The 21,320-nt window shown below is 66.7% G+C and carries 21 protein-coding genes; 5 read left to right on the top strand and 16 right to left on the bottom strand.

What is annotated here, in order from left to right; all coding sequences use genetic code 11:
* Positions 1 to 18: 18 nt before the first annotated feature.
* Positions 19 to 1,290, top strand: a complete 1,272-nt coding sequence (gene fahA / locus QHG62_RS02245; RefSeq protein ID WP_281149209.1) for a fumarylacetoacetase — start codon at positions 19 to 21, stop codon at positions 1,288 to 1,290.
* Between the two features lie 44 nt (positions 1,291 to 1,334).
* Here the strand turns inward: fahA and mrdA are convergent, their stop codons facing one another.
* The 4 genes from mrdA to QHG62_RS02225 form a co-directional block, all read right to left on the bottom strand.
* Positions 1,335 to 3,302: a penicillin-binding protein 2 gene (gene mrdA / locus QHG62_RS02240; protein WP_281149208.1), complete on the bottom strand. Its 1,968-nt coding sequence runs from the start codon at positions 3,300 to 3,302 to the stop codon at positions 1,335 to 1,337.
* A gap of 69 nt (positions 3,303 to 3,371) precedes the next feature.
* Positions 3,372 to 3,893: a rod shape-determining protein MreD gene (gene mreD, locus QHG62_RS02235; RefSeq protein WP_281149206.1), complete on the bottom strand. Its 522-nt coding sequence runs from the start codon at positions 3,891 to 3,893 to the stop codon at positions 3,372 to 3,374.
* A complete protein-coding gene (gene mreC, locus QHG62_RS02230; RefSeq protein ID WP_281149205.1) occupies positions 3,890 to 4,855 on the bottom strand; it encodes a rod shape-determining protein MreC in 966 nt (321 codons plus the stop codon). Before mreC ends, mreD begins: the two co-directional genes overlap by 4 nt.
* A gap of 83 nt (positions 4,856 to 4,938) precedes the next feature.
* Positions 4,939 to 5,982, bottom strand: a complete 1,044-nt coding sequence (locus QHG62_RS02225; protein ID WP_007833435.1) for a rod shape-determining protein — start codon at positions 5,980 to 5,982, stop codon at positions 4,939 to 4,941.
* 216 nt (positions 5,983 to 6,198) lie between these two features.
* On the opposite strand from QHG62_RS02225, the gene gatC reads away from it, so the two are divergent.
* From gatC to gatB, 3 genes are read left to right on the top strand one after another with little or no spacing between them, the layout of a single operon-like run.
* Positions 6,199 to 6,498, top strand: a complete 300-nt coding sequence (gene gatC, locus QHG62_RS02220) for an Asp-tRNA(Asn)/Glu-tRNA(Gln) amidotransferase subunit GatC (protein WP_281149204.1) — start codon at positions 6,199 to 6,201, stop codon at positions 6,496 to 6,498.
* Positions 6,495 to 8,018, top strand: a complete 1,524-nt coding sequence (gene gatA, locus QHG62_RS02215; protein WP_281149203.1) for an Asp-tRNA(Asn)/Glu-tRNA(Gln) amidotransferase subunit GatA — start codon at positions 6,495 to 6,497, stop codon at positions 8,016 to 8,018. Before gatC ends, gatA begins: the two co-directional genes overlap by 4 nt.
* Before the next feature lies 1 nt (position 8,019).
* Positions 8,020 to 9,510 (top strand): Asp-tRNA(Asn)/Glu-tRNA(Gln) amidotransferase subunit GatB, encoded by a 1,491-nt coding sequence (gatB, locus tag QHG62_RS02210; RefSeq protein WP_281149202.1) that lies wholly within the window; start codon positions 8,020 to 8,022, stop codon positions 9,508 to 9,510.
* A 21-nt stretch (positions 9,511 to 9,531) separates the two neighbouring features.
* Here gatB and QHG62_RS02205 read toward each other — a convergent pair whose 3' ends face one another.
* Positions 9,532 to 10,221, bottom strand: coding sequence for a DUF4124 domain-containing protein (locus QHG62_RS02205; RefSeq protein WP_281149201.1), 690 nt, complete (start codon positions 10,219 to 10,221; stop codon positions 9,532 to 9,534).
* Between the two features lie 10 nt (positions 10,222 to 10,231).
* Positions 10,232 to 10,915: an orotate phosphoribosyltransferase gene (gene pyrE, locus QHG62_RS02200; protein WP_281149200.1), complete on the bottom strand. Its 684-nt coding sequence runs from the start codon at positions 10,913 to 10,915 to the stop codon at positions 10,232 to 10,234.
* Positions 10,916 to 10,927: 12 nt separating this feature from the next.
* On the opposite strand from pyrE, the gene QHG62_RS02195 reads away from it, so the two are divergent.
* Complete coding sequence (locus QHG62_RS02195; protein WP_258503479.1) at positions 10,928 to 11,731, top strand: exodeoxyribonuclease III; 804 nt, start codon at positions 10,928 to 10,930, stop codon at positions 11,729 to 11,731.
* A gap of 14 nt (positions 11,732 to 11,745) precedes the next feature.
* Here the strand turns inward: QHG62_RS02195 and QHG62_RS02190 are convergent, their stop codons facing one another.
* The 10 genes from QHG62_RS02190 to QHG62_RS02145 all read right to left on the bottom strand — a co-directional run bounded on the left by QHG62_RS02190 (position 11,746) and on the right by QHG62_RS02145 (position 21,317).
* Positions 11,746 to 12,519: a GntR family transcriptional regulator gene (locus tag QHG62_RS02190; RefSeq protein ID WP_281149199.1), complete on the bottom strand. Its 774-nt coding sequence runs from the start codon at positions 12,517 to 12,519 to the stop codon at positions 11,746 to 11,748.
* Positions 12,516 to 13,187 (bottom strand): cysteine hydrolase family protein, encoded by a 672-nt coding sequence (locus tag QHG62_RS02185; RefSeq protein WP_281149198.1) that lies wholly within the window; start codon positions 13,185 to 13,187, stop codon positions 12,516 to 12,518. Before QHG62_RS02185 ends, QHG62_RS02190 begins: the two co-directional genes overlap by 4 nt.
* Before the next feature lie 530 nt (positions 13,188 to 13,717).
* Positions 13,718 to 15,313 (bottom strand): ABC transporter ATP-binding protein, encoded by a 1,596-nt coding sequence (locus QHG62_RS02180; protein ID WP_281149197.1) that lies wholly within the window; start codon positions 15,311 to 15,313, stop codon positions 13,718 to 13,720.
* Positions 15,314 to 15,320: 7 nt separating this feature from the next.
* The gene (gene biuH, locus QHG62_RS02175) at positions 15,321 to 16,022 is read right to left on the bottom strand and encodes a biuret amidohydrolase (RefSeq protein WP_281149196.1); all 702 of its coding nucleotides are present in this window, start codon (positions 16,020 to 16,022) and stop codon (positions 15,321 to 15,323) included.
* 5 nt (positions 16,023 to 16,027) lie between these two features.
* Positions 16,028 to 16,951, bottom strand: a complete 924-nt coding sequence (locus tag QHG62_RS02170) for an ABC transporter permease (protein ID WP_281149195.1) — start codon at positions 16,949 to 16,951, stop codon at positions 16,028 to 16,030.
* 73 nt (positions 16,952 to 17,024) lie between these two features.
* Positions 17,025 to 18,086: an ABC transporter permease gene (locus tag QHG62_RS02165; RefSeq protein ID WP_281149194.1), complete on the bottom strand. Its 1,062-nt coding sequence runs from the start codon at positions 18,084 to 18,086 to the stop codon at positions 17,025 to 17,027.
* Positions 18,087 to 18,104: 18 nt separating this feature from the next.
* Positions 18,105 to 19,223, bottom strand: coding sequence for a BMP family ABC transporter substrate-binding protein (locus tag QHG62_RS02160; protein WP_281149193.1), 1,119 nt, complete (start codon positions 19,221 to 19,223; stop codon positions 18,105 to 18,107).
* A gap of 53 nt (positions 19,224 to 19,276) precedes the next feature.
* A complete protein-coding gene (gene hpxZ, locus QHG62_RS02155) occupies positions 19,277 to 19,657 on the bottom strand; it encodes an oxalurate catabolism protein HpxZ (protein ID WP_281149192.1) in 381 nt (126 codons plus the stop codon).
* Positions 19,654 to 20,487: an ABC transporter ATP-binding protein gene (locus QHG62_RS02150; protein WP_281149191.1), complete on the bottom strand. Its 834-nt coding sequence runs from the start codon at positions 20,485 to 20,487 to the stop codon at positions 19,654 to 19,656. The genes hpxZ and QHG62_RS02150 overlap by 4 nt, the downstream gene beginning before the upstream one ends.
* Positions 20,484 to 21,317 carry an ABC transporter permease gene (locus QHG62_RS02145; protein WP_281149190.1) on the bottom strand — a complete coding sequence of 278 codons (834 nt, stop codon included), beginning with the start codon at positions 21,315 to 21,317 and terminating at the stop codon, positions 20,484 to 20,486. Before QHG62_RS02145 ends, QHG62_RS02150 begins: the two co-directional genes overlap by 4 nt.
* Positions 21,318 to 21,320: the final 3 nt, after the last annotated feature.

The following is a 21,320-nucleotide window of genomic DNA, read 5'->3' as shown; positions in this document are numbered from 1 at the left end:
ATCACAGAAAGACATTGCATGACCATCGCACTGAACGCCACCCACGACCCGAAGCTGCGCAGCTGGGTTGCCTCGGCCAATGAAGCCGGCTGCGACTTCCCGATCCAGAACCTGCCCTTCGGCCGCTTTCGCGCGGCGGGCAGCAGCGAGGCTTTTCGCATCGGGGTTGCCATCGGCGACCAGGTGCTCGACCTGAAGGCCGCAGGCCTGGTCGACACCGACGACATGAACGCGCTGATGAACGCCAGCGTGAAGGACCGCGAGACACTTCGCGCGACAATTTCGGCGGGCCTTGCAGAGGGCAGTGGCAAGCAAGCCGCATGGTCGAAGGCGCTGATGCCGCAGGCCGCGGCCGAGCTCACCGTGCCCTGCCGCATCGGCGACTACACCGACTTCTACACCGGCATTCACCACGCCACCACCATCGGCAAGCTGTTCCGCCCCGACCAGCCGCTGATGCCCAACTACAAGTGGGTGCCCATCGGTTATCACGGCCGAGCCTCGTCGATCGTCGTGAGCGGGCAGGTCTTCAAGCGCCCGCAGGGGCAGACCAAGGCCCCCGATGCGGCAGAGCCCAGCTTCGGCCCGTCGAAGCGGCTGGACTACGAACTGGAACTGGGCTTTTTCATCGGCCGCGGCAATGCGCTCGGCGAGCCGATTGCCATCGGCGAGGCCGAAGAGCATCTGTTCGGCGTGACGCTGCTCAACGACTGGTCGGCGCGCGACCTGCAGGCCTGGGAATACCAGCCGCTCGGCCCTTTTCTCTCGAAGAACTTTGCGAGCACGCTGTCGCCGTGGATCGTGACGATGGAAGCGCTGGCGCCGTTCCGCGCCAGGTTCGAGCGGCCGGCCGGAGACCCGCAGCCGCTGCCTTACCTCGATGCGCCGTCGAACCGCGAAAGCGGCGCGCTCGACATCACGCTCGAAGTGCTGCTGCAGACCGCGAAGATGCGGGCCGCGGGTGAGGCGCCCGTGCGGCTCACGCGGGGCAACACCACCGAGGCCGCCTATTGGACCGCGGCGCAACTCGTCGCGCACCACACGGTGAACGGCTGCAACCTGCAGCCCGGCGACCTGCTGGGTTCGGGCACGCTCTCGGGCCCGAAACCCGACGAGGCCGGCTCGCTGATAGAGCTCACGCTGGGTGGCAAACAGCCGATCACGCTCCCCAACGGCGAGAAGCGCACTTTCCTTGAAGACGGCGACACGCTGGTCATCCGCGGCTACTGCGAACGCGAAGGCGCGGTGCGCATCGGCTTGGGTGAAGTTGCCGGAACCGTGATCGCCTGAGGTCCGCGTGTTGTTCCCTCCCCCTCCGGGAGAGGGAACAAGATTCAGGGCGCGGGCGCGGCAGCGGTGGCCGCCGGCCAAGCCACTTCACTCGCCACACGCGGCTTGCCGATCGGCGCACCGGCTTTGCCGATCCTGATGGCGGCCATGTCGGCCTCACTCGGGTACTGGTCCATCAACACGTAGTCGAACACTCGCCGCGCGATAGGTGCCGCGGCCCCGGCCCCCCAGCCGGCGTTCTCGACGATCACCGCCAGGGCGATCTTCGGGTTGCTGACCGGCGCAAACGCCATGAACAACGCGTGATCGCGCTGGTGCTCTTCGAGCGCGCGGGCGTTGTACTTGGTGTTTTGCGCCTGCGTCACAGCTTGCGCCGTACCCGTCTTGCCGGCCGCCTGGTAGCCCGCACCGGCAAACACACTGCGCGCAGTGCCGCTGGTGACCACGCTGGTCAGGCCTTCGCGAATCACCGCCACGTTGGCGGCGGTGTAGCCGAGGTTCTCCGCCGGCGGCTGGGGCAGCGGCGCAACCTGTCCGCTCACGGTATTGCGCGTGGCCAGCGCCAGGTGCGGCTTGTGCTTCATGCCGCCGTCGGCCACGATGGCCGTTGCCTGCGCAAGCTGCAGCATGGTGAAGGCGTTGTAGCCCTGGCCGATGCCCAGCGAAATGGTTTCGCCTGCGTACCACTTCTTCTGCTCGGGCCGCTTGTAGGCGTTGCGCTTCCACTCGGTGCTGGGCAGCACGCCGCGCACCTCGCCGCCCAGGTCGATGCCGGTGATCTGGCCGAAACCCAGCGGCTTCATGAAGTCGTGGATCAGGTCCACGCCCATCTCGTTGGCCAGCGAGTAGTAGTAGATGTTGCTCGACAGCTGGATCGAGCGCCGCATGTCGACGCCGCCGATATTGCCTTCGGGGCTGCCGAAGCGGTGGCCGCCGAAGTTGAAGTATCCCGGGTCGTTCACCACCACGCTGGCACCGCGCTTGCCGGTTTGCAGTGCGGCCAGCGCCATGAAGGGCTTGTAGGTCGAGCCGGGCGGATAGGTGCCGCGCAGCGCGCGGTTGAGCAGCGGCTTGTCGAGCGACTCGCTCAGCTCTTTCCAGCTTTCGGTGTCGATGCCCTCGACGAAAAGGTTCGGGTCGAAGGTCGGCTTGCTCACGAAGGCCAGCACCTCGCCGGTCTTGGGATCGATGGCCACCAGCGCGCCGCGGCGGTCGCCGAACATGTCTTCGACCAGCTTCTGCAGCTTGATGTCGAGCGACAGCATCACGGTATTGCCCGGCGTGGCCGGATGGCTGGCAAGCCGCCGCACCGCGCGGCCGCCGGCCGAGGTTTCCATCTGCTCGACGCCGGTCTGGCCGTGCAGCGTTTTTTCGTAGCTCTGCTCGATGCCGAGCTTGCCGATGTAGTCGGTGCCCTTGTAGTTGGCCTGGTCTTCCTCGGCCCAGTCTTCCATTGCGGTCTTCTCGCGCTGGTTGATGCGGCCGATGTAGCCGAGCACGTGCGATGCGACCTCGCCATGCGGATAGTTGCGGAACAGCCGCGCCTTGATTTCAACGCCCGGGAACCGGTAGCGCTGCGCAGCGAAACGGGCAACTTCCTCGTCGCTCAGGCGCGTGCGGATCGGAATGGAGTCGAAGCTGCGCGAGTCTTCGCGCAGCCGCTTGAAGCGGCGGCGGTCGCGCGGCGAAACCTCGAGCACCTGCGTCAGGCTGTCGATGGTCTCTTCGACGTCGCCCACCTTGGAAGGCGTGATCTCCAACGTGTAGGCTGAATAGTTGGAAGCCAGCACGATGCCGTTGCGGTCCAGGATGAGACCGCGGTTGGGCACCACCGGCACCACCGCCGTGCGATTGCTCTCGGCCTGCTCGGCCAGGTCTTCGTGCCGCACCACCTGCAGGTAGACCAGCCGCGTCCCCAGCAGCCCGAACGCGAAGAGCACCGCCATGCCGATCACGATCACGCGGCGCTTGAAGCGCGCGAGGTCGGCGGCAACATTGCGGATTTCGGTCATGGCGGCGTGAGCTTAGGCGCGTGCAGGCGGGTTGGCAAATGCGTGGGCAAGTGCGCGGACTGCAATAGGCTAGAGGGGACGGTTCTCGTCGGGTTCCGGGGTGCGGCGCTGGGGCGCCAGCAGCAGCGCCGTTGCCAGCGGCCACAGCAAGGCTTCAATGGCCGGCGAAGCCAACACCCACCAGCCCGGAAAAATGCCGCCGCCGATCATCCGCGTGGCGACTTCGATGAGCTGCGAGAGCGCAAAGAGCGGCAGCACCTGCAGCGCCTGCGACGCTACGGGGTACCAAAGCAGGCGCCGATGGATGGTGATCGCGAAGAAGCCCAGCGTGGTGTAGGACAGCGCATGCTGGCCCAGCATCGACGCCTGGTGCACATCCATGCACAGGCCGAAGACGAACGCCGCGCCAATGCCCACGCGCATGGGCTGGTGCACACCCCAGAACACGATGGCCAGCGCGAGCAGGTCGGGCATCCACGCGGCGCGGCCGATCGGGATCATGTTGATGAGCAGCGCCACCACCAGGCTCGACCACATGAAGAGCGGGCTGACGGGCAGCAGCAGCTGCTGTTGGCCGGGGCGTTTGATCATCGGGCGCGCTCCGCGGCTTTCTTGTCGGCCTTGTCTGCTTTTGCCGCCGGCTTGGGCTCGGGCTTCTTGCCGCGCGCAGGGGCGGCCGGCGCTGGCGGTGCCGCGGGCGCTCCGGTGGGCGACAGCACCAGCACGTAGCGCGCGGCAGTCACGCGGGCAAGCGGCACGCAGTAGATGCGCGCGAAGGCCGAATCGGCGCGGCGCTCGATGCGCTCGATCTTCGCAACCGGCAGGCCCGGCGGATAGACGCCGTCGACGCCGCTGGTGGAAAGCAGGTCGCCCTCTTGCAGGTCGGCATTGGCGGCCATGAAGCGCAGCTCGAGTCCGGAGCCGTGCGCCGATGCATCGCCGAAGGCGACGCTGCGCACGCCGGTGCGGGTGTTCTGCACCGGAATGGAAAGATCGCGGTCGATGACCAGCGTGACCTCGCTCGTGAAGGGCTGCACCTGCGTCACCTGGCCGAGCACCCCGTTGGCATCGATCACCGGCGAACCGGCTGCCACGCCATGCGTGAGGCCCTGGTCGATGACGATCTTGCGCGTGTACGGGTCGGCGGCGTCGTAGAGCACCTCGGCCGCGCGGCCAGGCGCTTGCGTGGTCTGCCGCAGTTCGAGCAATGCGCGCAGGCGCGCGTTGTCCTGCGCGAGCGTGTCGGCCTGGCTTGCACGTTCGGCCTGCAGCATGAGGGCCTTGCGGGCTTCTTCTTCGTTGCGCTGGGCCTTTTGCAGGTCTTCGAAGTAGCGGCTGCCGCCCATCACCAACTGCACCGGCTTGAGCGCCAGCCATTGCACCGGATACAGAACCGCGCCGACCGCCGCGCGTATGGGCTGCACGAGGTGAAAGCGCGCATCGGCCACCATCAGGAAGAGCGCCAGCGCACCGAAGAAAATCAACTTGCTCAGGGCCGACTGCCCCTGGTTGAACAGGGGCGGGGCTGTGCGATCGAGCGTGCCCAAGGGCATGGTTCAGGCCTGGCTGTGCAACGTCAGATGGCAAAAAGGCCGGCCTGCACAAGCAGGGCCGGCCGATGATGGCAGTGGTGCATTCACTCGCTCGTGAAGATGCTTCCCAAGCGATCCATGCGCTCGAGGGCAATGCCGCAGCCGCGCACCACGCAGGTCAGCGGGTCTTCGGCCACCAGCACCGGCAGGCCGGTTTCCTCGGCCAGCAGGCGGTCGAGGTCGCGCAGCAGTGCGCCGCCGCCGGTCAGCATCATGCCGCGCTCTGCAATGTCGGCGCCCAGCTCGGGCGGCGTTTGCTCCAGCGCGTTCTTCACGGCCGAGACGATGTTGTTGAGGGGGTCGGTCAGGGCTTCCAGCACTTCGTTGCTGCTGATGGTGAAGCTGCGCGGCACGCCTTCGGAAAGGTTGCGGCCCTTGACTTCCATTTCCTTGACTTCGGAGCCGGGGAAGGCCGAGCCGATGTTCTTCTTGATGACTTCGGCCGTCGGCTCGCCGATCAGCATGCCGTAGTTGCGGCGGATGTAGTTGATGATGGCTTCGTCGAAGCGGTCGCCGCCCACGCGCACGGAGCCCTTGTAGACCATGCCGCCCAGGCTGATGACGCCCACTTCGGTGGTGCCGCCGCCGATGTCCACCACCATGGAGCCCGAAGCCTCGCTGACCGGCAGGCCCGCGCCGATGGCTGCGGCCATGGGTTCTTCGATGAGGTACACCGACGTGGCGCCGGCGGCTTCGGCCGCGTCCTTGATGGCGCGGCGCTCGACCTGGGTGGAACCGCAGGGCACGCAGATGATGATGCGCGGGCTCGGCGTGAGCAGCGTGCGCGGGTGCACCATCTTGATGAACTGCTTGATCATCTGCTCGGTGATCACGAAGTCGGCAATCACGCCGTCCTTCATCGGGCGGATTGCCTCGATGTTGCCGGGCACCTTGCCCAGCATGGCCTTGGCTTCGCGGCCGACGGCCTGGATCACCTTCTTGCCGTGGGGGCCGCCTTCATGGCGGATGGCGACGACCGAGGGTTCGTCCAGCACGATGCCCTTGTTGCGGGCAAAGATCAGGGTGTTGGCGGTGCCGAGGTCGATCGCGAGGTCGGTGGAAAAGTACCGACGGAAAGCTCCAAACATGTGCGGAATCCTCTGGAGCACGCCTGCGCGTCGGCAAGTCGTCGCTCTCTGTTTTTTGGTCGTTTGACGGGGTGAATTGATCGTTTTTGGCGCAAAAGCCGGCGCGTTCGCGGGGGTTGCGGCAAAGGCGGGATAATACCTGAATCCCCCTCTGAATCCCGTGTCAGCACCCTCTCCGGCGTGCGAATACTTCCGGTTTTCCAGCCATTTCGACCCATGTCACTTTCCGCTTCAGATATTGCACGCATCGCCTCGCTGGCGAGGCTGCAGCTTGCTTCCGACGAAAGCGAGCGCATGCTCAGCCAGATTAACGGCTTTTTTGATTTAGTCGAACGTATGCGTTCGGTCGACACCGCAGGCGTCGAGCCGCTGGCCCACCCGGTGGCAGCCATCGAGGACATCACGCTGCGCTTGCGCGAAGACGTGGTGAGCGAAACCGACAACCGCGAAGCCAACCAGAAGAGCGCCCCGGCCGTCGAAGCCGGCCTTTTCCTCGTGCCCAAGGTGATCGAATGAGCGGCGAATTGCATCAAATGGGCGTGGTCGAGCTGGCCAAGGCCCTGGCCGACCGCAAGGTTTCGGCGGTCGAGGCCTCCCAGGTTTTCCTGGGCCGCATGAAGACCCACGAATCGCTCGGCACCTTCGTGGACGTGAACGAGGAGGTCACGCTGGTCCAGGCCCGCGCGGCCGACGCGCAGCTCGCCACCGGCAATGCCCCGGCACTGGCCGGCGTGCCCATTGCGCACAAGGACATCTTCGTTACCACCGATTTCGCCACCACCGCGGGCTCGAAGATGCTCGCCGGCTACCGCTCGCCCTTCGATGCCACCGTGGTTCGCCGCCTGGCCGAAGCCGGCGCGGTCACGCTCGGCAAGCTGAGCTGCGACGAATTTGCGATGGGATCGGCCAACGAGAACGTGGCCGTGCCCGCCGTGGGCCACGACAAGGCCGTGCCGGTGCAAAACCCCTGGAACCGTGAGCGCATTCCGGGCGGCTCGTCGGGCGCCAGTGCGGCGGCCGTGGCGGCCCGCCTGGCCCCCGCGGCCACCGGCACCGACACCGGCGGCTCGATCCGCCAGCCGGCCTCGTTCTGCGGCATTACCGGCATCAAGCCGACCTACGGCCGCGCCTCGCGCTACGGCATGGTGGCGTTCGCATCGAGCCTCGACCAGGCCGGCCCCATGGCCCGCTCGGCCGAAGACTGCGCGCTGCTGCTGTCGGCCTTCTGCGGCCCCGACCTGGACCGCGACTCGACCTCGCTCGACAAGCCCGCCGAAGACTTCAGCCGCTCGCTGAACGACTCGCTCGAGGGTCTGCGCATCGGCATACCGAAGGAGTTCTTCGGCGAAGGCGTGGCGCCGGGCGTGCGCGCCGCCGTCGATGCAGCGCTGGCGCAGTACGAAAAGCTCGGCGCCAAGCGCGTCGAAGTGAGCCTGCCGCGCACCGAACTGTCGATTCCCGTGTACTACATCCTGGCCGCGGCCGAGGCGTCGAGCAATCTGAGCCGCTTCGACGGCGTGAAGTTCGGCCACCGCGCCAAGCAGTACAAGGACCTGGGCGACATGTACGAGCGCACGCGCGCCGAAGGCTTCGGCGACGAGGTCAAGCGCCGCATCATGATCGGCACCTACGTGCTCTCGCACGGCTACTACGACGCCTACTACCTGCAGGCGCAAAAGGTGCGCCGCATGATCGCCGACGACTTCCAGCAGGCCTTCAAGCAGTGCGACGTGATTGCCGGCCCCGCCGCGCCGACCACCGCCTGGAAAATTGGCGAACACGGCGACGACCCGGTGGCCGACTACCTGGCCGACATCTTCACGCTGCCCGCCTCGCTGGCCGGCCTGCCCGGCATGAGCGTGCCCGCAGGCTTCGATGACAGCGGCATGCAAGGCTCGAAGCAGGGCATCGGCAAGCCGATGCCCGTGGGCCTGCAACTGATCGGCAACTACTTCGGCGAAGCGAAGCTGCTCGGCGCAGCCCATCGTTTCCAACAAGCCACCGACTGGCACATGCGCACGCCGGAGGGCTTCTGAAATGAGCGAGACCGTGAACACCTTCGAAGCACAACAACAAGGCCGCCCGACCGGCCCGCTGGTGCGCGGCTATGAAGTCATCATCGGCTTCGAGACGCATGCCCAGCTGTCGACCGCGAGCAAGATCTTCAGCCGCGCCTCCACCGCCTTTGGCGCCGAGCCCAACACGCAGGCCTGCGCGGTCGACCTGGCGCTGCCCGGCACGCTGCCCGTGATGAACAAGGGCGCCGTCGAACGCGCCATCAAGCTGGGCCTGGCGCTCGGCTCGCACATTGCGCCGCGCAGCGTGTTTGCGCGCAAGAACTACTTCTACCCCGACCTGCCCAAGGGCTACCAGATCAGCCAGTTCGAGATTCCGGTGGTGCAAGGCGGTTCGGTGTCGTTCTTCCTGGGCGAAGAAAAGAAGACGGTGCGCCTGGTGCGCGCCCACCTCGAGGAAGACGCGGGCAAGTCGCTGCACGAAGACTTCATCGGCCAGAGCGGCATCGACCTGAACCGCGCCGGCACGCCGCTGCTCGAGATCGTGACCGAGCCCGACATGCGCTCCACCGCCGAGGCCGTGGCCTATGCGCGCGAGCTGCACAAGATCGTCACGTGGATCGGCATCTGCGACGGCAACATGCAGGAAGGCAGCTTCCGCTGCGACGCCAACGTGTCGGTGCGCAGGCCCGGCGAAAAGCTCGGCACGCGGCGCGAGATCAAGAACCTGAACAGCTTCAAGTTCATGCAGCAGGCCATCGACTACGAGATCCGCTGGCAGATCGAGGAGATCGAGGACGGCCGCAAGATCGAACAGGCGACCGTGCTGTTCAACCCCGACACGGGCGAGACGCGTGCGATGCGCGCCAAGGAAGACTCGGCCGACTACCGCTACTTTCCCGATCCGGACCTGCCGCCGCTGGTCATTGCGGGCGACTGGATCGAGCGGGTGCGCGCCACCATGCCCGAGCTGCCGCGCGCCATGGCCGAGCGCTACGTGCGCGACCACGGCATGTCCGAATACGACGCGGCGCAGCTCACGCAGAGCCCGGCGCTCGCACGCTACTTCGACGACGCAGTGAAGGCGGGCGCAACCCCCAAGCTCGCAAGCAACTGGATCACCGGCGAGATGGCACGCCGCCTGAACGCGCAGGAAATCGGCATCGAAGCCGCACCGGTTTCGGCGCAGCAGCTCGCCCAGCTGGTGCAGCGCATTGCCGACGGCACGCTGCCCAACAACGCGGCGCGCCAGGTGTTCGATGCGCTCTGGACTGGCGACGGCAGCGATGTCGACGCCATCATCGAAGCCAAGGACCTGAAGCCGATGAACGACACCGGCGCGCTCGACAAGATCCTGGACGAGGTCATTGCCAAGAACCAGAAGAACGTCGACGAGTACCGCGCCGGCAAGGAAAAGGCCCTGAACGGCCTCGTGGGCCAGGTAATGAAGGCGAGCGGCGGCAAGGCGAACCCCGCCCAGGTCACCGAACTGCTCAAGGCCAAGCTGGCCTGACCGCCGCCTGCCGGCGGCGAGCTACTTGCCGCCGCCGTTCTGGGGGGACCAGATCTGCTTGAGCCGCGCGCGCTCTTCGTCGAAGCGCGCGTTCACGCGCTTCTTCTCGTCTTCCTGCTCGCCGATGAAGCGGTTCTGCACCGCCACGCTCTGCGCGTTGTCTTCGAGCTTGCGGCGCACCGCGCCCGGCGCCTTGCTGATGTCGTGCTTGTAGAACTCAAGCTCCTCGTCGATCTTCTTGCGGTCTTCGGCGAGTTCGGCCAGGCGCTTCTGCGCGGCCTGGATCACCGCGTCGATCTGCACCAGCGCCTCCTTGCGCTCGCGCTCGTGCACGGTCACGTTCGGGTAGCGCACCAGCAACGCGCGCTCGCGCCGGCGTTCATCGATCAGGCGCGCGGCCTGCAATGCCGCCTCGCGGGCACGGTCTTCACGCTCGGCCAGTTCGCGCGCGGTGTACGTCGGCTCGATCTTGCGGCGCGTGGTGCCGCTCGGGCTCAGCTCGCGCTGCTCGCGATCGCTGCATTCGGCAATCGGCCGGTCGGCCGTGAGCGTGCGGCCACGGGCGTCGGTGCACGAATAGATGGCGGCCGGTGCCGGCGCGGGCTGCGCGGGCGCCGCCATGGGCAACAGCGCCGCCATCAGTGGCAGCAGCAGCGGCAGCACCGGTGTGGCGAGAGGGCGGGCCGATTGGTCGAGCTTGCGCACGGGCATGGGAATGGCCTCAAAGAGCGCCGTAGCGGGCGCGGTAGGCGAGAACGCGGTCGCGATGCGCGCCCAGGTCGGCGGCGGCGTTGCCGGACAGGTAATTGAGCAGGTCGTCCAGCGTGGCGATGGCCACCACCTGGAGGCCCAGCTGGTTGCGCACGTACTGCACGGCGCTGTGGTCCACGTCCACGCCGTTTTCGGTGGCTTTCTCCTGCCGGTCGAGCGCAATCGACACCGCGTGCGGCGTGGCGCCGGCGGCTTCGATGGCCGCAATCGATTCGCGCACTGCGGTGCCGGCCGACATCACGTCGTCGACGATGAGCACGCGCCCCTTGAGCGGCGCCCCCACCAGGTTGCCGCCCTCGCCGTGGGCCTTGGCTTCCTTGCGGTTGTAGGCAAAGGGGTAGTTGCGACCGCGGCGGGCCAGTTCGGCCGCCACCGTGGCGCCCAGCGGAATGCCCTTGTAGGCGGGGCCGAAGATCATGTCGAACTCGACGCCGCTCTCGATCAGCCGGTCTGCATAGAATCCGGCGAGACGCGCGATCTTGGCGCCGTCGTCGAAAAGGCCCGAATTGAAGAAGTAGGGGCTCAGGCGGCCGGCCTTGGTCTTGAACTCGCCGAAGCGCAGTACGCCGGAGTCGAGCGCGAACTTGACGAAATCCTGCGCCACCGCACTGCTTTCCACACCATCTACAGCCATCGGAATTTCCTTGTGTTCAAACTGACCAGCCTCAATCTCAATGGCCTGCGTTCGGCCGCCACGAAAGGGGTGGCGGACTGGGTGGCCGAACTTGCGCCGGATTGTATTTGCATGCAGGAGATCCGGGTGCAGGCCAGCGACATCGAAGGCCGGTTCGAAGAAATGGCCGGCCTGAAGGGCCATTTCCACTTTGCCGAGAAAAAAGGCTACGCCGGCACCGCCATCTACACGAAGCATGCGCCAAGCGCCGTGGTCGTAGGCTGGGGCGACACCGAATTCGACGCCGAAGGCCGGTATCTCGAACTGCGCTTCGACACTCCCAAGCGCAAGCTCTCGATCATCAGCTGCTACTTTCCGAGCGGCAGCTCGGGCGAGGAACGGCAGGAGGCCAAGTTCCGCTTCCTGAAGGGCTTCTTCCCGCACCTGGTTGCGCTCAAGAAAGAGCGCGAGTTCATCCTCTGCGGCGACATCAACATCGCCCACAAGGAGATCGACCTCAAGAATTGGCGCGGCAACCAGAAGAACAGCGGCTTCCTGCCCGAAGAACGCGCCTGGATGACCCGCCTGCTCGACGCCGGCACCGACGGCGCGGGCCTGGTGGACGTGTACCGCATGCTCAAGCCCGACACCACCGCCGAGGCCTACACCTGGTGGAGCAACCGCGGCCAGGCCTACGCCAACAACGTGGGTTGGCGGCTCGACTACCACCTGGCGACGCCAGCGCTCGGCGCATTGGCGCGCAACGAGCAGATCTACAAGACCATCAAGTTCAGCGACCACGCGCCGATCACGGTGGACTACGACTTCACGCTGTAGCCCGCCTGCCCCCTTCAGCGCGGCGCTGTCTTGCCCGCATGCCGCGCCAAGTGCACCTGGTGCAGCGTGATCTTGCGCACCTCGGCCTGGCTGGTCTCGATGTGCGCGCGCAGCAGCATTGCGGCCTGGTCGCCGCGGTTGGCGCGAACGGCTTTTAGGATCTTGGCGTGCTCGTCATACGTGGCGTCGATGCGCGGCTGCTGCGTGAAGTCGAGGCGGCGGATGATGCGGATGCGGTCGGTCACGTCGCCGTGAACACGCGCCATCTCGGCGTTGCCCGCGGCAGCCACCAGCGAGCAATGAAAGGCTTCGTCCCATTGCGCCACCTGGGCGGTGTCGCTGCTGCGCTGGGCCGCGGGCACGAGCCAGATGTCGGCCAGCGTATCGAGCAGGCTGCGGTCCACGCGGCGGTCGGCTTCGCAAAGGCGATGCACGGCCGTGGTCTCGAGCACCATGCGCAGATCGTAGAGCTGCTCGAACTGGTCGAAGTCGAAAGGCAGCACGCGCCAGCCGCTGCGGAACAGCACCTCGACAAAGCCCTCTTGCTGAAGGCGAAAAAGCGCCTGCCGCACGGGCGTGCGCGAGACACCGAGCCGTTCACTGATCTCGTTCTCGGTAAAGCGGTCACCCGGCACGAGGATGAAATCGGCCACGTCGCGCTTGAGCTGCGCGTACACCTCGTCGGCGCGCGTGCGAAAAACGGTTTCGCCGGCGGCGGGAGCGGCTGATACGGGCGAGGCGGGGCGGGAACGAACAGTAGACACGTGGGGAATATTAGTCGCTGTCATTGCCCACCGCGAAGCGCAGCCAGCAGCGCCGTGCTCGGCGCGGTCCAGCCGACGATGCCGCCCTGGGCGCGGACCATGTCGAGTGTGGCCGCCTTGAAAGCCGGAAAGTAGCTCTCGGTGCAATCTTCGAGCAGAAGGCAGTCGTAGCCGCGGTCGTTGGCTTCGCGCATGCTGGTCTGCACGCACACTTCGGTGGTCACACCGCCGAACAGCAGGTACGTAATGCCGCGCGCTTGCAGCAGTTCATGCAGGCCGGTAGCGTAGAACGCGCCCTTGCCGGGCTTGTCGATGACGATTTCGCCTTCGATCGGAGCCAGCGCATCGATGATCTGGTTGCCCGGTTCGCCCGCCACAAGGATGCGCCCCATCGGACCTTCGTCGCCGATGCGCAATGCCGGGTTGCCGCGGTCGCGTTTGGCGGGCGGGCAATCGGAGAGGTCGGGCTTGTGCGCCTCCCGCGTGTGCACCACGAGGCCCCCGGCTTCTCGCCAAGCCAGCAAGGCTGTTCTTGTTGCAGGAACGATGGCTTCGAGCAGGGTCACATCGTTGCCCAGCGTTTCGCCGAAGCCGCCGGGTTCGATGAAGTCGCGCTGCATGTCGATGAGGACCAGCGCGGTCTTCTCGATCCCGAACTCGTAGGGGAAAGGAGCTGCTTCTTCTATGCGCATGTTGTGTCTCGGGTGTCTTGATGCATGGGGTGCGGCGATGGGCGGGAGCTGCTTCTTCTATGCGCATGTTGTGTCTCGGGTGTCTTGATGCATGGGGTGCGGCGATGGGCGGCATGCCCCTGGCCGGCCGACGTCACCGGCCCTTCGGGCTGCCCTGCGCTGCTCACGACAGGCGGGGTCTCGCCCAAACTCGCTTCGCTCAAACAAGGGCGAGCCCTGATCCGCCTGTCGCTGCGCTGCTCGGCGGCGCCTCAACGGCCGACCAGGGACACACCGCCCATCGCCTCGGACGCACCGGGGGCAAACACTCCACCTCGAAGCCCGGTGTGTGGTGCGGGGCGGGCGGCCCCTCTGTGCCGCCGAGGAGCGCAGCGTTTCGCGGATCAGGGCTCGCAGCTGTTTGAGCGAAGCGAGTTCTGCGAGACCCCGCGAAACGCGAGCACCGCAGGGAAGCCGCGAAGCGGCCGGCATAGTGGGGTCGACCGTGCCGCACCGCACACCGGGCGGCCTCCCCACGGAAAGCAGGGCACTCATGCCACAGCCTTCAAAGGTTCATGGTGCCCGCCACCCATGTGTGCCCCGATCACATGCCGTTCGGCGCCCGCCGCTGAAGTCTCGAACACGATCTGACCCTCGCTCATCACGACGATGCGGTCGGCCAGCTCCAGCAGTTCGTCGAGGTCTTCGCTGATGAGCAGCACCGCCCCGCCCTTCTCGCGCACCTGCACGATGCGTTCGTGGATCTCGGCAACCGCAGCGAAGTCGAGGCCGAACACGGGATTGGCCGCGATCAGCACATTGATGTCGCCCGCGAGTTCGCGCGCCAGCACCGCGCGCTGCACGTTGCCCCCGGAGAGGCTGCGAATCGGCGCACCCTCGCCTTGCGTTTTGACGCCGTATTCGGCAATCCAATCGCGCGCCCGATTGCGCCAGAAGGGAAAGTTCAACACGCCGCCGCGCGACAAAGGCGGCCGGTCGAAATCGCGCAGTGCCATGTTCTCCGCCACGCTGAGGTCGCCCACGCAGGCGTTGCGCAGCGGCTCCTCGGGCAGGCTGCGCACCTTGAGGCTGCGGTTCTCGCCCCGGCGTGCGCTGTAGGGCTGGCCCATGACCGTCACGCGGCCGGCCAGCCGCGGGCGCTGCCCGACCAGGGCCTCGACCAGCTCGCGCTGCCCGTTGCCCGAGACGCCCGCCACGCCGAGGATTTCCCCCGCGCGCACGGAAAGGCTCAGATCGTGCAGCGCCAGCGTCCCGCGGTCACCCTGCGCCTTGAGGCCTTCGACCCTCAATGCGACGGGCGCAGCCTCGGGCACGGTCTTTCTGGCAGCAGGCGATGCCGCCGGCGCAGACGACATCGCAGCCTGGCCGCCCATCATGGCCTGTGCCAATTGCGCAGGGCTCGTGTCCGCCACGCGGCAGTGGTGCACCGCCTTGCCGCGGCGCAGCACCGTCACACTGTCGGCATAGGCCATCACTTCGCGGAACTTGTGCGTGATGATGAGCACGGTGCACAAACCGCTTCGCGCGAATTCGCGCACGTGGCCGAGCACCTCGTCGGCCTCCTGTGGCGTGAGCACCGAGGTCGGTTCGTCGAGGATCAGCAGGCGCGGCTTCAGGTAGAGCTGCTTCAGCAGTTCGAGCTTCTGCTTTTCGCCCGCCGCGAGCTCCGATGGCCGCACATCGAGGTCGAGGCTGAAGGGCGTGGTCGCGAGAAATTCCTTCAGCTCCGCACGCTTGGTTTTCCAGTCGATCAGTGCCGGCGTCTTGCCGCCCGCGAGCAGCAGGTTCTCCGCCACCGTCATGCCCGGCGCCAGCGTGAAGTGCTGGTAGACCATGCCGATGCCCAGCGCGCGCGCCACGATGGGGTTGGCAATGTCCTGCTCGCGCCCGTCGATGAGGATGCTGCCCTCCTCCGCCCGCTGGAAGCCGGCCACGCACTTCACCAGCGTGCTCTTGCCGGCGCCGTTCTCGCCAAGCAGCGCATGCACCGTGCCGGGCTCCACGCGCATCGTCACGCGGTCCATCGCGGTGAAGGTGCCGAAGCGCTTGGTCAGCTCGTAGGTGTCGAGCGCGAGTGCGCCGCTGCCGCCCGGCAGGGCGCCGATTGCGTGGGGCGCGGCGCTCATGCGTGCATCACCCGAGCGTGGCCAGCAGCTGCTGCGAGGTGGCGTGCGCACCGAACACGCCGCCCTGCATGGTGATCATCTTCAGCGCCGCCAGGTGGTTGCCATGGTCGGTGGCGGCCGTGCAGTCGGACAGCAGCAGGCATTCGAAGCCGCGGTCGTTGGCGTCGCGCATGGTGGTGTGCACGCACACGTCGGTGGTGATGCCCGCAAGAATCAGGTTCTCGATGCCCCGCGTGCGCAAGATCAGGTCGAGGTCCGTCGCGTAGAACGAGCCCTTGCCGGGCTTGTCGATCACCACCTCGCCCGGCAGCGGCGCCAGTTCGGGAATGATCTCCCAGCCCGGCTCGCCGCGCACCAGGATGCGCCCGCACGGCCCGTCGTCGCCAATGCCCACGCCGTTCGCGCCAATCTGGCGTGAGCGCCAGCGCTTGTTGGCGGGCAGGTCCGCCAGGTCGGGCCGGTGGCCTTCGCGCGTGTGAATGATGTGAAAGCCCAGCGGCCGCATCGCCGCGAGGGTGCGCGCTATGGGCTGGATCGGCGCCTGCACCAGCGAGAGGTCGTAACCCATCACGTCGACGTAGCCGCCCTTGCCGCAGAAGTCGGTCTGCATGTCGATCACGATGAGCGCGGTGTTGTCGGGCCGCAGTGCGCCGTTGTAGGGCCAGGCATAGGGCTCGGCCTCAACGCGGCGGCCAGTTGTCGTTGTCATGGCGTTCAGTTCCTTGTCGATGAAAGTTCGCCGGGACTTCCGGCCGCTGCCGTGCCCGGCTTGCAGGTCAGCACCAGGATCACCAGCGTGAGCACGTAAGGCACGGTGTTGAACAGGTGGTAGCCCCAGCCGATGCCGATGGACTGCAGCGCGGGCCCGATTGCACCCGCGCCGCCGAAGAGAAACGCAGCGCCCACGCAGCGCAGCGGACTCCATCGCGCGAAGATCACCAGGGCCACCGCAATGAGGCCTTGGCCGCTGGAGATGCCTTCGTTCCAGCTGCCCGGATAGAACAGCGTGAGCGAAGCGCCGCCGAGCCCGGCGATGAAGCCGCCCGCTGTGGTCGCTGCAATGCGCAGGCCCGAGACCGAATAGCCGAGCGCGCGCGTCGCTTGCGCCGAATCACCGGCCATGCGGACCAAGAGGCCGGCGCGCGTGCGCGCAAAGCCCCACCACAGCAGCACCGCCAACGCCACGCCGATGGGCACCAGCGCGTTGAGCTGCAGCGCCGAGCGCACCACCGTGTTGTCGCTCCAGAAGCCCAGCGGTATGGCGGGGATCTGCGGCGCCTGCGGCTGGATAAGCGGCTTGCCCAGGTAGAACGCGAGCCCCGTGCCGAGCAGCATCAATGCGATGCCGGTGGCCACGTCGTTCACCCGGTCGAGCGAACACAGCAGGCCGTGCAGCAGCGCGAGCGCCGCGCCCGCCACCGCGCCGATCAGCACGCCGAGCCAGGCCGAATCGGTGAGGTAGGCGCCGCCGAAGGCCGCCATGGCCGAGAGCACCAGCACGCCTTCGAGCCCGAGGTTGATGCGGCCCGATTTTTCGGTGAGGCATTCGCCCAGGCTCACGAAGAGAAACGGTGCCCCCACACGCAGCGCACCGCCGACGATGCCTGCGACGAGCGCGATCCATTGATCCGCGCTCATTGGTGCACCCCCGGCGCTGCGCGCCTTCCCGCCGGGCGGGAGCGAGCTTGCTTGGGGCGACCTGGCGCGGCGCTCATGCCGGGCTCCCCGAAGCACGGAGCACGCGTGTGCGCAGCGCGCTCCAGTCGATCATGCGCAGGCCCTCGCTCGCAAGAATGAGCACGAACGCAATGCCCTGCAGCACCAGCACCGACGCATCGGGCAAGCCGAGCCGCCGCTGCAGCAGGCTGCCCGCCGCGCCGAAGCCGCCGAACAGAATTGCCACCGGCACGATGGCCGCGGGGTTGTGCCGCGCGATGAACGACACCAGGATGCCCGCGTAGCCATAGCCCGCGATCAAGGAGGCATTGGCATTGGTGTGAACCGCTGCGACCTCGACCGCGCCCGCGAGCCCGGCGCAGGCACCGCCGAGCGCGCAGGCGCCCAGGATGAGCCGCGTGGCCGGCAGCCCCACGAGTTGCGCCGTGCGCGGATTGCCGCCCACCACGCGCACCGAAAAACCCGAAGCGGTGGCGCGCAGCCACCACGCAAGCCCGAGGCATGCGACCACGCCAATCACGAAGCCCCAGTGCACGTCGGAGCCACCGATGCCGCCGATCAGCAGCCCTTCGTTCAGCGCATGCGTCGACGGCTTGTTGAGGCTGGCCGGGTCGCGCAGCGGCCCCTCGACCAGGTGCTTGAAGATGCCGATGGCGATGTAGGCCAGCAGAAGGCTGCTGATGGTTTCGTTGATGCCGCGGTACTGGCGCAGCCAGCCTGCAAGGGCGATCCACAGCGCCCCGGCAAGCGCGCCCGCAATGCACACCACGGCCGTGCCCGCGATGTTGCCAGGCAGCGGCAACGCATGGGCAAGCGCCGCCGACGCCAGGCCGCCCAGCACCAGCGCGCCCTCCCCACCGATGACGATGAGCCCCGCCCGCGCCGGCAGCGCCACGCACAGTGCGGTCAGCATCAGCGGCGCGGCGCGCTGCAAGGTGTTCTGCCACGAGAACCAGTCGCCGAACGCGCCCTTGAACAGCGTCGCCCAGACCTCCACCGGATCGACACCGGCAAAGGCCACCAGCACGCCGAACAGCAGCAGCGCCGCCGCGATGGCGAACACCGGCAGGGCGAATTCCTTGAGCGCGTGGCGCATGGTGATGAAGAGCCGGTGTCAGGCCGAACCGATGACGCCTTCGACCAGGTAGTTCATCTTTTCCAGTTCCAGGTCGGTCTGCTTCAGCACCTTGCCGGCCGGCACGACGACGGCGCCCTTGTTGTCCTTGATGCCGTCCTTGAAGATGTCGAAGGTGCCGGCAATCATCTTGGCCTTGATGTCGTCGGCCTGCTTCTTTGCAGCGTCGGGCACCATGGGGCCGTAGGCGGACATCTTCACGTAGCCTTCCTTCAGGCCACCGCGCAAGAAGTTGGGGTGCGGCTTGCCGGCTTGCGCCGCCTCGATGGCCGCCTTGTAGGCGGTGAGCCAGTTCCACTCGGCACCGGTGAGGTACGCATTGGGCGCCAGCTTGGCCTGACTTGCGTGGTAACCGCAAACCATCTTGCCGCGCTTGGCCGCCGTCTCCACCACCACCTTGGGGCCGTCGACGTGCATGGTGAACACGTCGCAGCCCTGATCGGCCAGGCTGTTGGTGGCCTCGGCCTCCTTCACGGCCATGGACCAGTCGCCGGTGAAGATCACGCTGCAGGTGATGTTCGGCTTGACCGAGCGCGCGCCGAGCGTGAAGGCATTGATGTTGCGCAGCACCTGCGGAATGGGCTTGGCGGCAACGAAGGCTATCTTGTTGCTCTTGGTCATGTGCGCGGCAATCACGCCGTTCAGGAACTGGCACTCGTCGATGTAGCCGAAGAAGCTGCCGGCGTTCTTCGGGTGCTTGCCCTCTGTCCAGAGGCCGCCGCAGTGCGAGAAGCGCACGTCGGGGTTCTTGGGCGCAACCGCAAGGATGTGCGGATCGAAGTAGCCGAACGACGTGGGGAAGAGCAGCTTGGCGCCGTCCTGCGAGATCATGCCGACCATGGTCTTCTGCACGGCGGCGGTCTCGGGCACGTTCTCTTCCTCCACCACCTTCACTCCGGGCAGCTTCTTGACCTCGGCCGCCGCCATGGCGTGCGCCTGGTTGTAGCCATAGTCGTCGCGCGCGCCGACGTAGATCACGCCGACGGTCAGCGGCTTGGCCTGTGCGCCAGCAAGGGCGCTCCAGCCTCCAAGGGTGCCGGCAGCGCCGAGCGCGGCCAGGGATTTGAGGGACTCGCGGCGATTGATGGGGCTGGTCATGGGGTTCTCCGGTCTTGGATACAAGGTGGGGTGCAAAAAATGTGCCTGCGTGTTCAGCCGATGAGGCTCACGTGCGCGGCGGCGACGCGCCAGCCATCGGCGGTGCGCAGCCAGGTCTGGCTCTGGCGGCCGGTCTGACCGCTGCCTTCGCGGCGGAACTCGGCATTGGCGGTCGCCAGGTCGCGGCCGTAGGTGGTGATGACGGTGCGCAGCAGCTCGCGCGGCGGGCTCTGCACCGGCAGCGATGCACGAAAGGCGCTGATGGCCGCATGACCGTAATGGTTCTCTGAGTAGCCGTAGCGAAGCGTGTGCGGGCTGTTCCAGAAAAGCTCGTCGAGCACATCACGGCGGTTGGTGAGCAGTGCTTCTTCATACCGTGCGAACACTTCGGTCACTTCGGCCAGCACTTCGGGGATGTTGATTTCCAGGGTCATCTGCGAACCTCACGTTGAAAGATGTCGAGGCTGAGCTTCTTCATTGCCACAAAGCTCTCGGTGCTCAGCGTCTCGACCGTGCGCGGCCGCGCATCGCCGTACCGCAGAATCTCGGCCACCTTGGTGGGCCGCTTGGTCAAGAGCAGCACCTCGTCGGCTAGGTACACGGCTTCTTCCAGGTCGTGCGACACCAGCAGCATGGTGGTGCCGGTCTGCATGAACACCTCCTGCAGCTTCTCGCGGATGAAGAGCGTCATCTCGAAGTCGAGCGCCGAAAACGGCTCATCGAGAAACAGCACCTCGGGGTTGGGCGCGAGCGCCCGCATGATCGACGCGGTCTGCTGCTGGCCGCCCGAGAGTTCGTAGGGAAAGCGCTTCAGGTCGAACTTGACGTCGAACGATGCCACCAGCTCTTCCATGCGCCGGTCGACCTCGGCCTTGCTGCGCCCTTCGAGCTTCAGCGGGTAGGCGATGTTGTCGATGGTGCGCATCCACGGGAACATCGCCTCGCGGTAGTTCTGGAACACGTAGCCGATCTTGGTGTCCTTGCGCTGCTTGCCGTCGAACAGGATTTCGCCCGAATCGATGGGAATGAGCCCCGCGATCATGTTGATGAGCGTGGACTTGCCGCAGCCGTTCGGCCCGAACACCGAGACGATCTTGTGCTTGGGTATGTCGAGGTCGAAGTTCTCGTACAGCGGCCAGCCCGCAAAGTACTTGGTAAGCCCGCGAATGGTGATGTGCGTGCCGGCCGGGCCGGGCTTGAACACGGGCTTGGGCACGTCGGCATACACCGGGCCGTTCACGACGATGTCTTGCGTGGCTTTCATCGGCCGCTCCAATGCACGATGCGGCGCTCGGCCACAAGAAAAAGAATGTTGAGCGCATAGCCCAGTGCGCCGGCGGCAAGAATGGCCGCGTACATGCTCTTCACGTTGAGCACCTGCTGCGCATCGATGATGCGATGGCCAAGGCCGGTGTCGGAGCCGATGAACATCTCGGCCACGATGACGATCACCAAGGCCATCGACACCGCCGAGCGCAGGCCCACGAAGCTGGGCTGCAGGCTTTCCCACACCAGCACGTCCTTGAAGATCTGCCAGCGCGAGGCACCCATGACGCGTGCCGCCATCACGCGCTGCTTGCGCGCATTGATGACGCCATAGGCGCTGTTGAAGACGACGATCAGCAATGCGCCGAAAGCCGCGATGGCCACCTTGTTGACGTCGGACACGCCGAAGATCAGCAGGAACAGCGGGATCAGCGCGGACGAAGGCGTGGAGCGGAAGAAGTCGATCAGGAACTCGACGCTGCGGTAGGCCTTCTCGTTGCTGCCGAGCAGTACGCCCAGCGGCACGCCGACCACCGCCGCAATCAAAAAGGCCTGCAGCGTGCGCCACACCGTCATCGCAAAGTCGGTGAGCAGCGGCCCGCCCGCAAGCCCGGTGATCAGCGCCGCAACGGTGTCCGCGGGCGTGGGCAGCAGGATCGGCTTGATGAAGCCGAGCCGCACCGCAAGGTCCCACACGATGAACAGCACCACGGGTCCGATGAAGGGCAGCAGCCGGTCGCGCAGTGGCGGCTTGGGCACTGCAGCTGCCGTGGCTCCGGCGGCCGGCGGCGTCCACGGCGCGGCCGTGGTCGTGCTTGCGTCGGCCATGGT

It is taken from the genome of Variovorax paradoxus (genome assembly GCF_029919115.1).
GTDB lineage: Bacteria > Pseudomonadota > Gammaproteobacteria > Burkholderiales > Burkholderiaceae_C > Variovorax > Variovorax paradoxus_O.
This window is presented reverse-complemented; position numbering and strand designations above follow the sequence as displayed.